Genomic DNA, 16,188 nt, shown 5'->3' on the forward strand with positions numbered 1-16,188 from the left:
GAATTCATATGGCAAAGGGACGAATGCACAGCTTAAACACTATTTTAATACACGGAGGCATAGATGGAGACGAACGAACAGGTGCAGTAAACATACCTGTTTACCAGACTTCTACTTACAAACAAATACGGCTTGGTGAAAATACCGGTTATGAATACTCCAGAACAGGCAACCCGACACGTGAGGCATTGGAAAAACTTACGGCAGAACTGGAACAGGGCAGGTACGGACTGGCTTTCGCTTCCGGTATGGCGGCTATAGCGGCAGTATTCACCTTATTTTCCAGCGGAGATAAAATCTTGATCTCAAAGAATGTCTATGGCGGCACATTTCGTATTCTGGACAAAATTTTTGTGAACTTCGGCATTACTTATCAATTTGTTGATACGGGAGATATAGCAGAAATAGAAAAAAACCTCACGAAAGAAGTTAAAGCTGTTTTAGTGGAAACACCCACCAATCCTCTGCTGGAAGTAACAGATATAGCAGCGGTAGCGGAAACGGCAAAAAAGCACGGAGTGCTGACCATAGTAGACAATACCTTCATGTCCCCTTACCTGCAGCGCCCGCTGACACTGGGAGCGGATATAGTATTGCACAGTGCCACAAAATATTTGGGCGGGCACAGTGATCTTATTGCCGGCATCGTAGTTGTCGATCAGGAAGAACTTGCCCAGAAATTATATTTTATTCAAAATTCTACGGGCGGTGTTCTCGGTCCGAATGACTCATTCCTGCTGATAAGAGGCATAAAGACACTGGGTGTGAGAATGGAGCGCCATCAGCAAAATGCGGGGAAAATTGCCGAATGGCTGAAAACTAAAAATTGGGTAAAGGAAGTTTATTATCCCGGCCTGCCTGAGCATCCCGGTTATAAAATACAGAACAGGCAGGCTGACGGGGCAGGTGGCATGCTGACTTTTGAATTAAAGAAAAAGTATGATTACAGAATATTTATAAACAGCCTAAAAATAATTACGCTGGCTGAAAGCCTGGGCGGAGTGGAATCTCTCATCTGCCAGCCTGCATCCATGACCCATGCATCCATACCGCCGAAAATAAGAGAACGTATCGGTATTACAGAAAATCTGCTGCGCCTGTCCGTGGGAATCGAAGACTACGAGGATCTGCTGGCTGACATAAAGCAGGCGGCTGAAAAAGCGGAGGCCTGAAATGAAATATTATAATGGCATTCATTCACTGATCGGAAAAACACCGCTCCTTAAGCTGAATAATTTGAACCTGCCGGAAAATGTCAATATTTTCGCCAAACTTGAATTTTGGAATCCGGGCGGCAGCGTGAAAGACCGCATTGGCGTCTTCATGCTCGAATCAATGGAAAAAAAGGGGAAAATCACTCCCGGAGCCACGATAGTAGAAGCTACCGCGGGAAATACAGGCATCGGCATAGCACTGGCTGCGCTCAACAAGAATTACAAAGTCATATTTGTCGTTCCCGATAAATTCTCAGCAGAAAAGCAATGCCTGATGAAGGCGCTCGGCGCACAGATAATCAACACACCGCGTGAAGGCGGCATGCTTGGCGCGGCAAAAAAAGCGCAGGAAATAAAAGACAGTATCCCCGATGCCGTCTCCTTTGACCAATTTAATAATCTTGATAACACACAGGCACACTATGAAACCACCGGACCGGAAATTTACAGAGACCTGGATGCCGAGATAGATTATTTTGTTGCCGGTGCAGGCAGCGGCGGCACATACAGCGGAGCATTGCGTTATTTAAAAGAAAAGAGACCAGCCATTAAAGGTATTCTTGCCGACCCTCTCGGTTCCACGCTTGGAGGCGGTGAACATAAGGACTACGATATTGAAGGAATCGGCAATGATTTTGTTCCCGCTACAATGGATATGAAACTTGTGGATAAAGTAATAAAGATATCCGATCAGGAATCACTGGAGTCAGTACGTTTACTGGCCCGGTACGAAGGCCTCTTTGTGGGAACATCATCCGGAGCGGCATTAGCTGCCGCACTCAAATTGGCCTTTACGATAAACAAGGGCAACATAGCAGTCATTTTTCCCGACCGCGGCGATCGCTATTTCAGCAAAAAAATATACGGATAGGCGATAATATGGCATTTATTGAAATTCACAATTTGGAAAAAAGCTTCAAGACAGACAATAAATCCTTTAGAGTCTTAAATAATATTAACCTGAGCATAGATAAAGGCGATATTTTTGGAATTGCCGGATTCAGCGGTGCTGGCAAATCGACCTTAATAAGATGCCTCAACAGACTTGAAGAGCCAGACAGCGGCACTGTAATCATAAACGGCAGGGAAATAACGTCACTTTCCTCAAGTCAGCTGAAAAAAGAACGGCGCAGCATTGGAATGATATTCCAGGCATTTAATCTGTTTGACAGCAAAACTGTAGCAGAAAATATTGCATATCCGCTGCATATAGAAAAATTTAAAAGTTCGACCATCAATGCGCGTGTCAGCGAGCTTTTACAGCTGGTAAATCTGGAGCATCGCTCCAATGCTTATCCCGGAGCCCTTTCGGGAGGAGAAAAGCAGAGAGTGGGCATTGCCCGGGCAATCGCCAATGAACCAAAAGTATTGTTAAGCGATGAGGCGACCAGCTCACTTGATCCACAGACTACTTTTTCCATATTGGAACTATTGCAGAAAATAAATAAAAAACTGGATCTGACAATTATTCTTATAACCCATGAGCTGTCGGTAATTCAATATATATGCAACAGAATGGCTATTCTTGAAGCGGGAAAAATTGCAGAATACGGTGATACTAAAAACGTCTTTAGTGCCCCTTCAAGTGAAACACTGCAAATGTTTATGAAAGTTCATCATCAATTTCAGCAGCAGTCATTATTTGTGGAGGGAGCGGGAATATGAGTCTGCGAACGCATTCACTGTATGAAGTATTGGTAAGTGCATTCGGACCGGATGTCTGGAAAATGATTATACCGGCCATCGGTGACACCTTATATATGGTGTTCTGGGCAGCTGTATTTACTTTGATAATAGGAATTTGTCTGGGATTTATTTTGACAATAACGGCTGATGACGGACTGCTGCCGCTGCCTCTGCCGCATCGCGTGCTTGGTGCTGTTATAAACGGATTGCGGTCTCTGCCGGAAATAATCATGATCATATTGATGCTGCCTATAGCCAGAGTGATCGTTGGTAAATCCTATGGTACAAATGCCTGCATAATAGCATTAGTTGCAAGCTGTGTCCCAATGTATGCGCGATTGGTGCAGGGAGCACTTGCGGAACTTTCCAAGGGAAAGATAGAAGCAGCCAAGGCGATGGGCAGCGGTATATGGAGAATAATCTTCAGCGTGATGCTGCCAGAATCAGTTCCCACACTGATACATTCCTTCACTGTGGCGCTGGTGTCAATAATTTCAATGACAGCACTGGCAGGAAGCTTTGGTGCCGGCGGACTAGGCGATATTGCCGTACGATACGGATTCAACAGATTTCAGCATGATGTGCTGATCGCCACAGTGACTGCTCTTGTGCTCATAGTTCAGGCGGTTCAATTCATAGGGGATTTATTGGCTCATATGATATTGAGAAAAAGACATATGCTTTAAAGACATATGCTTTAATGGGGGAATATGAATGAAAAAAATTATTGCAGCCTTATTGTCGGGCATGTTTATTATACTAACCGCAGGCTGTTCAAATTCCAATGCCACACAGACATCCGGACAAACAGATGGAAAAAAACTGACCATACTGGCCGATCTCGTACCGCACAGTGAGCTGCTTGAGTTTGTTAAACCAAAGTTAGCGCAGAAAGGTATTGATTTGGAAATAATTTCGGCAGCATCGGACGGGACCTGGAATTCTCGAGTAGAAAGCGGTGAAGTCGACGCCAATTTCAATCAGCATTATCCGTATTTAAAGGAATGGAATGAAAAAAACAACGGGCACGTGGTAAATGCCGGAAATATCCATGTAGAACCGATAGCAGCATACTCGGTAAAATATAAACAGCTGAGTGAAATACCCGATAATGCATCAATCGTTATCCCCAACGACGCCACCAACGAATATCGGGCACTTAAAATATTGGAACAGGCCGGCTTCATTAAGCTCCGACCTGATCTTGACTCACTCCGGGCCAGCCTTACCGATGTATCGCAGTATGTAAAACCCGTTTCGATAAAAGAAATTGATTCGGCGCAGATAATAAACATGTCGGAAGATTTTGACATTTATATAACAAATACCAATAAAATTTTAGAGGCAGGCATAGATCCGACAACTAATTTATTCCGTGAGGACGGCAATTCACCCTATGCCAATATCATCGCAGTAAAATCAGGACGGGAAAACGATTCGGCTATACAGGAACTTGTAAAAGAGCTGCGTTCAGACGATACAAAAAATTTTATAAAGGAAAAATATAAGGGTGCAGTTATTCCAGCAGCATGACAGTAAAAGGAGGTTCGGCAAATGCAAAAAAAAATTAATCTTGATATTTCGGAAGTGCAGCCGCGCGAACAACGGCTCGGAACGATCATTGCCTGGGACGGCGACATTGAAGAGCTGCACCGTCAATCCAATTTTGCGGGCAGAGCAGCAGGCTGCGGCAGCGGCAAGGGCTGCCGTTTATGTGAATTACAGGGTCCATTTTCGCAGGGATCGGTTTGCAGTGAACAGATGGTTGAATGTCAGGCCGGCAATGTCCGTGACGCCGTTTTAATACAGCATGCCCCTATCGGCTGCGGTGCCGGACAGGTGCCGTATAATTCCATCTACCGCAACGGCCTTGCGATGCGCGGCCATAAAGTAGAAAATATACGAATAATAAACACCAATCTTGGCGAAGACGATGTAGTATTCGGTGCCGCTGACAAATTACGCAGCGCCATTGATTCCGCATGGACGCGCTATGAACCCAAAGCCATATTCATCGCTACATCATGCGCGACCGGTATTATCGGTGAAGATGTCGAAAGTATTGCCCGGGAAAAGCAGGAGGAAATCGGTGTGCCGATCATACCAATGGCCTGCGAGGGATTTCGCTCAAAACACTGGAGTACAGGTTTTGACGCCACACAGCATGGCATTCTGCGGCAGCTCGTCCGCAAAAACCCTAAAAAGCAGGAAGACTTGGTCAACGTAATAAATTTATGGGGTTCCGACGTGTTTACGCCGATGCTGGCAAATTTGAATCTAAGAGTCAACTATGTTATCGATCTGGCATCTGTCGAAGATCTGGCGAAAATGTCGGAGGCTGCAGCAACTGTAGGATTTTGCTATACCCTATCCTCCTATCTGGCCGCTGCGCTGGAACAGCATTTTGGTGTACCGGAAGTCAAGGCACCGATGCCCTATGGCTTTGCCGGTACAGACGCCTGGCTGCGTGAACTGGCACGCGTGACCCACAGGGAAGAATTGGCCGAAAAATATATTGAAAATGAGCATAAAAGAGTCCTTCCCCGCATTGCGGAGCTGAAAGAAAAACTAAAAGGTATAAAAGGCTATGTAGCGACAGGCTCCGCATATTCTCACGGCCTGATACAGGTACTGCGTGAATTGGATGTCGAGGTAAACGGCTCTCTGGTTTTCCACCACGACCCTGTTTATGACAGCGGTGATGAGAAAGAAGATTCCCTGGGCCATCTGCTGAAAAATTATGGAAATGTCGAAAATTTTCATGTCAGCAACCGCCAGCAATATCAATTATATGCTTTTTTACAAAAAGTCCATCCCGATTTTATGCTCATCAGACATAACGGTCTAGCTCCTCTTGCCTCAAGGCTTGGCATTCCGGCGGCTCCTCTGGGGGACGAACATATTGCTATAGGCTATCAGGGAATAATCAATCTGGGGGAAACTATTCTGGATATACTGGCCCGCAAAAAATTTCATAACAGTATCAAGGCTCATGTTAAGCTTCCGTATACAGATTGGTGGATAAAACAAAAAGATCCGTATATTCTGGCACGACAAAACAAAATATGATTTCCACAATAGAGAGGTTTAAATATGGATATATGCAAAAATAAAAAAAACAATTCCATCAATCAGGTCCGTTACGGCTGCGCTCTGGGCGCCTTTCATTCCGTTTCGGCTATCCCCGGGGCCATGCCGATCGCTCACTGCGGTCCCGGTTGTGTTGACAAGCAGTACATGAGCCTCGGCTTTTACAACGGCTTTCAGGGCGGCGGCTATTCCGGCGGTGCAGTCATTCCCAGCACCAATCTGCAGGAAAATGATGTTGTTTTCGGCGGAGCCAAACGCCTGCAGGAATTGATCGAAGCCAGTCTCAAAATCCTCAAAGCTGATCTGTTCGTTGTATTAAACGGCTGTATTGGTGAGCTGGTCGGTGATGATGTGGGTGCCGTAGTCGACCAATTTCAAAAGCAAGGCATTCCTATCGTAAACGCAGAAACAGGAGGCTTCAAGGGCAATAATTTTATTGGTCATGAAATAGTAGTGAAGGCAATAATCGAGCAGTTCGTTGATAAATACACGACGGCGCATTCCCAAAAGCAAAAAGGTCTTATAAACGTGTGGTCAGAACTTCCCTTCCAAAATACTTTTTGGCGGGGAGATCTTGCCGAATTAAAAAGAATTCTTCAGGGAGCAGGCTTCCGTGTAAACATTCTTTTCGGCAACAATTCTGAAGGCGTAGAAGAATGGAAAAACATACCAAAAGCCCAGTTTAATTTGGTAATTTCTCCATGGCTGGGCCTTTCTACCGCAAAATATCTGGAGGAAAAATATGATCAACCATACCTGCATATTCCCGTTTTACCCATAGGTGCCGATCAGACTGCCGAATTTCTCCGAAAAGTAGTAAATTTTGCAGATCATAATAAACAAAAAGCGGAAGAATTCATTGCTGCTGAAGAAAAGGAATACTACTACTATCTGGAACATTTTACAGACTTTTATGCGGAATACTGGTGGGGGCTGCCTTCTTCCTATGCGGTTATCGGTGACAGTGCCTATAATCTGGCTATAAATAAATTTCTGGTAAAACAGCTGGGACTGATTCCGGCAAAGCAAATTATTACAGATAATCCGCCTGAACGATACCGCCCGGCTATCAGTGCGGAGTATCAAAAACTGGATACCGATGTTTCTGCAGAGGTAGTTTTTCTGGAAGATGGCTATGAAATCAACGCGTTATTGGAAAATGTAAACTACGGCCACCGTCCGCCTATAATATTCGGCACTACATGGGAACGTGATACAACAAAAAAACTGGGCGGCAGCATAGTAGAAGTGGGATTTCCTGCATCCTATGAAGTTGTTCTGAATAAAAAATATGTCGGTTACCGAGGTGCTCTCAGCCTTTTAGAAAAAATATTCACTACTGTTATAAGCAAATCGGCATAAATGCGGGGGAGAGCTTGACATGAAAAAAATAAATCTTAATATGCCGGAAGTTGAAGTCAGGGAAAATCGTCTCGGCTCCATAACGGGCTTTCAGGGAAATGCGGAAGAACTGGTAAAATGCTCCGGCAGCGGTAAGTTATGCGATCAAAAACGGTCATTCAGCCAATGCTTAGACTGCTCTATAAGCAAGGCGGCATGTATGGTGACATTGATACAGGATGCCGCGGTCATCTGCCACGGTCCTGTCGGCTGCGCTTCCTGTCTGCATGAATTTGCCTTCACCTACCGAGTAAATGCGCCATTGCGCAATGTGGCCCGCCCCACTCAGCGAAGGATATTTTCTACAAATATAGGTGAAGAAGAAACAGTATACGGGGGCGGCGACAAGCTGGCCGAATCAATCAGAAGTGTATATAAAAGAACACAGGCAAAGGCAATTTTTGTCCTGTCTACCTGTGCCGCAGCCATCATAGGCGATGATATAGAAAGTGTGACTGATGAGGCAGAAAAAGAACTCGGCATCCCAATTATAGCTATTTTTTGTGAGGGTTTCCGTTCAAAAGTATGGACCAGCGGTTTCGATGCCGGCTATCACGGCATAGCGCGCAAATTAATAAAACCGGCGGAGGTGCACAGAAAAGATGTCATCAATGTCATCAATTTCTGGGGAAGCGATGTATTTACACAATGGTTTGCCGCTTTTGGCGCAAAACCAAACTATATAACACCCTATTCGACGATAGACAGCCTTTCCCATTCCTCCGAAGCAGCTGTCACCATCCAAGCCTGCCCCACACTGGGTTCTTATCTCGGCGCAGCATTGGAACAGGAATTTGGTGTTCCTGAACTTAAAACACCACCTCCTTATGGCGTAGCACAAACTGACAGATGGTTCCGTGAACTGGGAAGGATCCTAGGAAAGGAAGAAATTGCCGAGCAGCTTATAGTGCAAAAAAAAGCAGAATATCTGCCGCAGCTGGAAAAAATAAGAGAAAAATTAAAAGGCAAGCTTGCTTATGTTACCGCCGGTGCGGCACACGGCCATGCTTTGCTTTCTGTATTGAGAGAATTAGGGTTGAGAGCTGTAGGGGCGGCAATATTTCATCACGATCCCGTCTATGACAGCAATACTGATGAAGCTGATGCCCTGGCGCAGACTGTGCGCGATTATGGCAACATTCCAAACTACAATGTCTGTGATAAACAGGAATTTGAGCTTGTGAATATGCTGCATCATTTAAAACCGGATGTATTGCTGGCCAGACACGGCGGTATGACACTCTGGGGCGCAAAGTTCGGCATACCGTCGCTGCTTATAGGTGATGAGCATTTCAGTATGGGTTATGAAGGGCTTATCAGATACGGGAACCGACTCATAGAGGTTATCGAAAATGATGAGTTTGTAAAGAATCTCGAAAAACATACGATCAATCCTTATACAAGCTGGTGGCTGGAACAAAAACCATATACATTTTTAAAGGGAGAGGGATAATGGATGGCAGGCAAGATGATTGAACAAGAGCGCTACACCTGTGCTATAGGCGCACTGCAAAGTGTGGTTGCAATACCTAAAGCGCTGCCGATACTGCATTCCGGTCCCGGCTGCGGTATGATGGTCAGAGGTTTCTTTGAACGTTCTACGGGATATGCCGGAGGAAGCACCTCTCCGTGTACTAATTTCAGTGAAAGCGAAGTTGTTTTCGGCGGAATTGAGAAGCTCCGCAAAATAATCGCCAACTCTTATAAGATACTGAACAGTGATCTGCAGGTTATTTTGACCGGCTGCACGGCTGGCATCGTAGGTGATGATATAGACAGCCTTGCCGATGAATTCCGTGAAGCGGGCCGGCCAATAGTTACAGTGGAAACAGCAGGTTTCAAAAGCAATAATTTTGTGGCGCACAGCGATGTGGTAAAGGCAATAATCGATCAGTATACAAATATATTCGTTAACGACAATCCTGTGAGAAGCGAAAAGAAGACAATCAACCTATTTGCCTCAATACCCTATCAGGATCAATTTTGGAAAGGCAATCTCAGGACTTACAAATATCTTCTGGAACAGCTGGGATTCAAAGTACATGTCTTATTCGGACCTGAATCAGACGGCGTTGCGGAATGGCAACAGATACCGCGGGCAAATTTTAATGTGCTTATCTCACCCTGGTACGGACAAAGCATTGTTGAACACCTCGAAAATATATATGAACAGCCATTCTTCAAATTTCCCCATATACCGATAGGAGCAAATGAAACAGAAAAATTTCTGCACGGTGTCCTGAAATTTGCGGAAGGACTGAATGTTCGGCTGGACTATCCTAAAGCAGAAAATTTTATAAAACGCGCGAGCGCGGCATATTACGAAGAGCTTGATAATTTGGCAACATTTTTGCTGGAATTCCGTTATGGACTGCCGAGTTATGTTCATATTATCCATGACGCAGGATATGTCACCGGTCTGGCAAAATTCTTGCTGCACGAAACGGGCATCGTTCCTAAAGAACAATTCATAGTCGACAATACCCCGGAAAAATTTCAACAAAGCATACGCGAAGATCTGCAAAGCATATCGGCAAAAAAAATTGTTCCTCTGACTTTTGAACCGGATGCGGGGAAAGTCCAGGATATTGTCAGAAATATTGTGCATGAAGGCAGAGGGCTTCTTATCGGCAGCGGCTGGGATAAGGAATTGTCCCGGGAAAAAGGATTTGATTTTATATCCGCCTCCGTACCGTCACCTTATCGGCTGGTTTTAAGTACGGGGTACGCAGGTTTTCACGGCGGCCTCAGAGTAATGGAAGACATATTCAATACCGTCCTGGCAAGTTACAGATAATGATATAAAGCTCATCATTTAAAGGAGATGTTTAATTTGACTGCACCAGATTATGGATTTGAAACAGCACAGATACATGCCGGTTATAATGCAAAGGAACATAATTATGCGGTATCACCGCCTATATATCAGTCGGCAGCCTATGATTTTGCCAGTGTACAGGATGCACGAAATCTATTTCAATTCAAAGAGGCCAGATGTGTTTATTCACGTGTCGGCAATTATACAGGAACGGTGCTCGAAGAACGGATAAAAATTCTTGACGGAGCTTCAGGAGCTCTCGCTGTCGGTTCCGGCATGGCGGCAATCGCTTATACATTGCTCAGTCTTACTGAAGAAGGCGGAAGCATTCTTACGACACCTTATCTTTACGGAGGAACGGCAGACAGTTTTAAAAAAATATTTCCGAGATTTCATGTCAATATAAATATAGCAAAAAATATCGAATCCCCGGAAAAACTGGCACAGGAAATAACGCCTGACACCAAAGCAATATATATTGAAAGCATCAGCAACCCCAACGGTGTTCTTCTGGATATTGAGGCTTTGGCAAAAATCGCACACGACAATAAAATACCGCTGGTAGTCGATAATACAGTTGCCACGCCATATCTGCTCAATCCTCTTAAACATGGAGCCGATATCGTAGTCTACTCGGCAACCAAGGCACTGAGCGGGCATGGAAATGTTATTGCAGGACTTATCCTGGAAAGCGGCACCTTTGACTGGAACAGTGGTAAATTCCCCTATTTTGCCAAAAAACACTGGACACTGCGTGATGAAAACAATAAGCCGCGCAGTTTTCTGGAAGTTTTCCCTGATGCGCCGTTTTGCTTTCAGATAAGACGTCATTATCTGGCATATCTCGGAGCGGCACTCTCACCGTTTGATGCCTATCTTGTACTGCTGGGACTGGAAACATTATCGGTGCGTGTTTCCCGGCAGACAAAAAATGCGGAAAAAATTGCCGCTTTTCTAGCAGAAAACGAACATACCGAATGGGTGCGCTACGCTTCTCTGCCAAACAGCCCCTACCACAAATTATCTGAAAAATATTTTCCAAAAGGTGTAGGCGGCCTATTGGCTTTTGGCTTCAAGGGCACCCCAAAACAGTTAGAAATATTCATCGACAGCATCAAATTATTTCATTACCACGTCAATATCGGTGATGTACGCTCTCTGCTGGTAAATTCACCCCAAACGACACACGGTGAATTAGAACCGCATGAAAAAGCAGCGGCTGATATTCCCGAAAACCTGATTCGCCTTTCTATCGGTCTTGAAGATCCTGAAGATCTCATAAATGACCTGACACAAGCATTTCATACTGCATTTAAAACGGCTGAAAAATAATGGACCGTTCCCAATGAAGAATTGGGAACGGTCCATTATTTTTCAAGATTTATGTCAGTCATATATATTTCTTTAAAGCATTTCACTGACTATACAAGACCAGCCCTTTCCCTTATAGGCATTATAACCGCGAGAATGCGCATAGCCAAATATTTCTGAACGGCCTTTGCTGTCTTCTATATGATAACCATACGTTTCACCGGAAATAGCTTTATTCACTGCCGGTATGCTTTTCAAGCTATTTTTCAGAACATTGGAATGATCTTTTGCTGCAATAACAATACCGTCTGCATTAACCACGTAAATTTGTGCCGAAGTCCCGATTTTAGCAGAATCTACTATATCATAAATATAATTCCAATTGAAACGTGAAGAAAAATAGCCTATCAGGTTACCTTTGTCATCTAAAACAGGCGAAGTATACGCAACTGTCGGACTGTCAGCTGTAGAAGATATATATAGCTCTGAGGCCGATATCTTATTCAGTTTCTTTGCGTCGCTGAACCATTCATGCGTATGCATATCCTTCCCTATAGAACTTTGATTAACGGCTGCGGCAATAATTTTTCCATCTAAATCCAATATGTAAAGATCGAGATAAACCTCATAAATATCCACAATATTTTTTAAAAATGTGCAGCCGCTCTGGATAATATCCGGACTGCCGTCAGACAGACAAAGCTTTACCGGTACGAATTCAGCCCAGGCCTGTGCATCGCAGTTCCGTTCAAAAAGATTTCGTTCTATTTTATCCATAACATCATAAGCTACATCGGCTGTACGAACACCCATTACCTCATTAGCTTTATTTACTATATTTTGAATAATAGTATCACTTTCTTTAGTCGATCCAAGACTCTTTGTGGCAAGTTTTTTTATTTCTTCCGCTACAACGCTGAATCCTCGTCCTGCCTCACCGGCCCTTGCTGCTTCTATTGCAGAATTAAGCGACAGCAGATTGGTCTGTTTTGCTATACTTTGAATAGATTTATTCACCTTTCCCATTTTCTGTGTTGCTTCTTTCAATTCTGTCAGCAAAATAGATGAATCGATTACCTTATCATTTTCCATTCAAATTGCCCCTTTTGCAAAATACCGATTTTTCGATGAATAATCCAATCTATATAATATTTACATTGATGCTTTTTGCAGAGGAATTTTATATGCAAAATCCCTTCTAAATATAGAAGTATAAAGGAATTTTTTTTCAAAATCAATAAATATTTTAATAAATATTATATTATACTTATTTAGACAAATATATCAATACAAATAAATATCATTAATACTATTTTCACTGGGATTTTTCCTGCAAAAATTGCCCTCCATAAGCTGGATTCCAGTCCAGCTTATGGAGGGCAGCTTACCACCAGTATGTTTTTAAATTTACTTTTCGAAAGCTTCGAATTATATTTTGCCGCAGCAATATTCCTTACCAAAACTCCCTATAAATTACTCAATCCATTGTCTGAATGATTACGATGCCGATTATCATGCACAACAACCCCAGCAAAGCGCTGCTCTTTAATTTTACGTGGTAAAACATAACGTCAAGAATACCGGTAATAAGCATTCCCGCAGCTCCCCATAATGCATAAGCAATACTGATATCCATTGTTTTTACAGCCTGAGCCAATAGAAAAAACGCGGTAAATATGCAGATGACAGCAAAAAATCCATATAATTTACGTTTAAAACCGGCCGAATTTTTCAGCAATATATTGGCTGCAATATCCATTATTACCGCTCCTATCAAAAATATAATGCCCTTATTCATGTTTTTCACCGCATACGGTACCAAAATTCAGCAAAATGATACCAATAAAAATTGCTGAAAAACCCACTATTTTAGCAATTGGCAGCTTTTCTTCAAATACAGACCAGCCAATAAAGGTTATAGCGGCAAGACCGACGCCCTCCCAAAAAGCATATGCTGTGCTCATAGGTATCCTTGTCACAGCCTTGGCCAGAAGGAAATAGGAGATACCTATAAAAGAAAAAATAATGCAATACATCATAATCGATTCATCATTGCCAAATTTTTTCATTATCGTAGTACCTGAAACTTCCGCAATGACAGCAAATATCAGTGCATACCATTGCTTCATAATATCGAACCCCTTACATTATCAATACAATCACTATTCTTTACATATATATAGTATCACACTAAACTATGTACTGTCCAACAGGATTAACGATCAATCTTCTGTACCTATTCCGGACTATCAATGTTTTATGCCTCTGGCTGCATGTTTCCTTATATCTCCGCTCATCTGCTCTTGTTTGCTCCTTTATAAAGCCTGAATAGTGTATATATTATTTTATTTGTATATATTATTTTATTATATTAAAATATAAGTTAAAAGAATATTGATTCTTATACAGTTAGACAAATTTTTCTTCTGTCGCTCGCAGACAGCGGGAAAAATATATTACCCATAAGTTTACATCAGATGGAGGCCATTACATGATGAATGCAAAATTTAAAGCTTATACAGCTGCGCTCATATATACACTGATCATAGGACTTTCGTTCATGTTCGTAAAAATAGCGCTGCGTACTGCAGCCCCGGTGGATATATTGGCTGACCGCTTTTCCATCGCTTTTCTGACAGGTTCTCTTATTTTTCTATTCAGCAGGAAAAAAATCCATATTGGTGTAAAAGATTTTTTTTCTATATTGCCATTGTCACTTCTTTATCCTGTTTTATTTTTCTTCTTTCAAGCCTTTGGTCTTGCATACGCAACATCTGCCGAGGCGGGAATAATTCAGGCTTGTGTTCCTATTCTTACCCTTCTGCTGGCTATAATCTTCCTTAAAGAATATTCATCTATGCGCGAAAATCTCTTTACGCTGTTATCCGTGTCCGGCGTAATATATATATTTATCATGAGCGGAAATAGAGAGCAAAACGGCAATACCCTGGGCATTATCCTTATTTTTCTTTCAACATTGGCCGCAGCGGCCTACAATGTTTTAGCCAAAAACCTGATAAAAAAATATTCTGCCACTGTTCTTACTTACTTCATGACAGCTTTTGGCATGGTAATATTCAACTGCGCCGCTTTGATTCAACATACCCTGAATAATACGCCGGTTTCTTATTTTTCCCCTTTTAGGGATAAATATTTTTTCTTTGCCATTTTATATCTTGGTATTCTATCTTCGTTCACCAGTGCTTTTCTGTCCAATTACGCACTTGGCAAAATAGATGCTTCAAAAATGAGCTTATTTGCGAATCTCGGTACTTTGATAACAATAGCAGCAGGAGTTGTTTTTTTACAAGAACCGTTTCATTATTATCAAGTAATTGGTTCCTTCCCTATTCTAATAGGAGTAGCCGGTGCAAATTATTTTGCGTCAAAAAAAAAATAAGCCTCGCTTTCAGGGCCTATTTCTGTAACTTCATGCCATTTTATTTTTATCCGATGACTAACCCGCTCTAATACTCCCGCTTCTGCAAGCGGTGAGTAAAGAGCGGCTAAGTCCCTGGATAATTTTGACTACTATTCAGGCGGCGTCAAAGCGCCGTCTGAATTAACTCTCCATTTATATTCTTCTCCCCAGTTATACATAGCCTTTAGGACAGGATCAAGACTGTAACCTGTTTCTGTAAGAGTATATTCAACATGCGGCGGCACTTCGGCAAAAACCTTACGATTGACAAGTCCTGTTTCTTCCATGGACCGCAAGTTTGCCGTTAATACTTTTTGCGATATATTGCCAATAGATTTTTTCAACTGACCAAATCTTTTTGTACCGCTTAAAAGATCACGTATTATTAGAATTTTCCAACGGTCGCTTATCAGCATTAAAGTAGTTTCTACCGGACAAGCCGGTAATATTTTTTTCATAACCGTTTTTCTCCTTGCAGTTATTAATAGTTTCATTTTAGTAACTATGTTACTCTAAGGTGCTTACTTTACTATTGTTCCTTATGGCTGTATTATAAACCTATAGAAGAAAAAACACAATTTTAATTGGAGGTAATTTATCATGAAAATCGGTATTATCGGTGCCAACGGAAAGGCCGGACGCTTAATTGTGAAAGAAGCTCTGAGCAGAGACCTTGATGTCACAGCAATCGTTCGCCATGAAAACAAAAGTGACGCTGTTAAGGCAATACAAAAGGACTTATTTGATTTAAGCTATGATGATTTAAAAGCCTTTGATGTGATCATTGACGCAGTCGGCACCACCTCGGAAAATGCTGCACAGCATATAACGTCCCTAAAGCATCTGGCTGATGTTCTAAAGGAAAAGCCTAATCGTCTGCTCATTATCGGCGGGGCAGGCAGTCTTTATACCAATGCTGAGCATACTTTAAAGCTTATCGACGCACCGGATTTTCCTGATTCTTTCAAACCTGTAGCTTCAAGCATGAGTCAAGCCCTGGACAATCTGCGTAAGATAAGTGATGTGAACTGGACTTTCATAAGTCCCGCAGCTGATTTTCGTTATGATGGTGCGCGAACCGGCAGTTATATTTTAGCAGGCGAAGAATTTACCGTTAATTCTAAAGGCGAAAGTATTTTAAGCTATGCTGATTATGCCATTGCCATGATTGATGAAGCTGTGAAGGGCAACCATATACGGCAGAGAATCTCTGTTGTTGGTAAATAAGTATTAAAAGGACGTGTCCA

General features: G+C 42.6%; 16 protein-coding genes and 1 pseudogene. 12 read left to right on the forward strand and 5 right to left on the reverse strand.

Going from position 1 to position 16,188, the window contains the following annotated elements; translation table 11 throughout:
• Positions 1–8: 8 nt before the first annotated feature.
• The 10 genes from NXG61_RS13900 to NXG61_RS13945 are packed head-to-tail and all read left to right on the forward strand — an operon-like array spanning position 9 to position 11,541.
• Positions 9–1,172: a trans-sulfuration enzyme family protein gene (locus NXG61_RS13900; protein WP_196605543.1), complete on the forward strand. Its 1,164-nt coding sequence runs from the start codon at positions 9–11 to the stop codon at positions 1,170–1,172.
• A gap of 1 nt (position 1,173) precedes the next feature.
• On the forward strand, positions 1,174–2,085 hold the full coding sequence (locus NXG61_RS13905) for a PLP-dependent cysteine synthase family protein (RefSeq protein WP_307224836.1): 912 nt from the start codon (positions 1,174–1,176) through the stop codon (positions 2,083–2,085).
• 8 nt (positions 2,086–2,093) lie between these two features.
• Entirely contained in the window at positions 2,094–2,879 is a 786-nt protein-coding gene (locus NXG61_RS13910; RefSeq protein WP_196605545.1) for a methionine ABC transporter ATP-binding protein, read from the forward strand.
• Positions 2,876–3,586 carry a methionine ABC transporter permease gene (locus tag NXG61_RS13915; RefSeq protein WP_307224838.1) on the forward strand — a complete coding sequence of 237 codons (711 nt, stop codon included), beginning with the start codon at positions 2,876–2,878 and terminating at the stop codon, positions 3,584–3,586. The genes NXG61_RS13910 and NXG61_RS13915 overlap by 4 nt, the downstream gene beginning before the upstream one ends.
• A gap of 28 nt (positions 3,587–3,614) precedes the next feature.
• Positions 3,615–4,433: a MetQ/NlpA family ABC transporter substrate-binding protein gene (locus NXG61_RS13920; protein ID WP_196605547.1), complete on the forward strand. Its 819-nt coding sequence runs from the start codon at positions 3,615–3,617 to the stop codon at positions 4,431–4,433.
• Between the two features lie 21 nt (positions 4,434–4,454).
• A complete protein-coding gene (locus tag NXG61_RS13925) occupies positions 4,455–5,969 on the forward strand; it encodes a nitrogenase component 1 (RefSeq protein ID WP_196605548.1) in 1,515 nt (504 codons plus the stop codon).
• A 24-nt stretch (positions 5,970–5,993) separates the two neighbouring features.
• A complete protein-coding gene (locus NXG61_RS13930; protein WP_307224842.1) occupies positions 5,994–7,352 on the forward strand; it encodes a nitrogenase component 1 in 1,359 nt (452 codons plus the stop codon).
• A gap of 19 nt (positions 7,353–7,371) precedes the next feature.
• Positions 7,372–8,844, forward strand: coding sequence for a nitrogenase component 1 (locus NXG61_RS13935; RefSeq protein WP_307224844.1), 1,473 nt, complete (start codon positions 7,372–7,374; stop codon positions 8,842–8,844).
• 3 nt (positions 8,845–8,847) lie between these two features.
• The gene (locus tag NXG61_RS13940) at positions 8,848–10,188 is read left to right on the forward strand and encodes a nitrogenase component 1 (protein WP_307224846.1); all 1,341 of its coding nucleotides are present in this window, start codon (positions 8,848–8,850) and stop codon (positions 10,186–10,188) included.
• Between the two features lie 36 nt (positions 10,189–10,224).
• Positions 10,225–11,541: an O-acetylhomoserine aminocarboxypropyltransferase/cysteine synthase family protein gene (locus NXG61_RS13945; RefSeq protein ID WP_196605552.1), complete on the forward strand. Its 1,317-nt coding sequence runs from the start codon at positions 10,225–10,227 to the stop codon at positions 11,539–11,541.
• A 72-nt stretch (positions 11,542–11,613) separates the two neighbouring features.
• Here the strand turns inward: NXG61_RS13945 and NXG61_RS13950 are convergent, their stop codons facing one another.
• From NXG61_RS13950 to NXG61_RS13965, 4 genes and pseudogenes are all read right to left on the reverse strand, one after another.
• Positions 11,614–12,333: a cache domain-containing protein gene (locus NXG61_RS13950; RefSeq protein WP_370871684.1), complete on the reverse strand. Its 720-nt coding sequence runs from the start codon at positions 12,331–12,333 to the stop codon at positions 11,614–11,616.
• Between the two features lie 44 nt (positions 12,334–12,377).
• A pseudogene (locus NXG61_RS13955) lies at positions 12,378–12,525 on the reverse strand (methyl-accepting chemotaxis protein); the annotation flags it as partial.
• A gap of 472 nt (positions 12,526–12,997) precedes the next feature.
• Complete coding sequence (locus tag NXG61_RS13960) at positions 12,998–13,318, reverse strand: SMR family transporter (RefSeq protein WP_269140353.1); 321 nt, start codon at positions 13,316–13,318, stop codon at positions 12,998–13,000.
• On the reverse strand, positions 13,311–13,649 hold the full coding sequence (locus tag NXG61_RS13965; RefSeq protein ID WP_196605555.1) for a DMT family transporter: 339 nt from the start codon (positions 13,647–13,649) through the stop codon (positions 13,311–13,313). The genes NXG61_RS13960 and NXG61_RS13965 overlap by 8 nt, the downstream gene beginning before the upstream one ends.
• Before the next feature lie 362 nt (positions 13,650–14,011).
• On the opposite strand from NXG61_RS13965, the gene NXG61_RS13970 reads away from it, so the two are divergent.
• Positions 14,012–14,920: a DMT family transporter gene (locus NXG61_RS13970; RefSeq protein WP_307224850.1), complete on the forward strand. Its 909-nt coding sequence runs from the start codon at positions 14,012–14,014 to the stop codon at positions 14,918–14,920.
• A 131-nt stretch (positions 14,921–15,051) separates the two neighbouring features.
• Here NXG61_RS13970 and NXG61_RS13975 read toward each other — a convergent pair whose 3' ends face one another.
• Positions 15,052–15,399 (reverse strand): winged helix-turn-helix transcriptional regulator, encoded by a 348-nt coding sequence (locus NXG61_RS13975; RefSeq protein WP_196605556.1) that lies wholly within the window; start codon positions 15,397–15,399, stop codon positions 15,052–15,054.
• A gap of 142 nt (positions 15,400–15,541) precedes the next feature.
• Here NXG61_RS13975 and NXG61_RS13980 point away from each other — a divergent pair, with 142 nt between their 5' ends.
• Positions 15,542–16,168: an NAD(P)-dependent oxidoreductase gene (locus tag NXG61_RS13980; RefSeq protein ID WP_196605557.1), complete on the forward strand. Its 627-nt coding sequence runs from the start codon at positions 15,542–15,544 to the stop codon at positions 16,166–16,168.
• Positions 16,169–16,188: the final 20 nt, after the last annotated feature.

Source organism: Pectinatus haikarae (assembly GCF_050916305.1).
GTDB classification, from domain to species: domain Bacteria; phylum Bacillota; class Negativicutes; order Selenomonadales; family Selenomonadaceae; genus Pectinatus; species Pectinatus haikarae.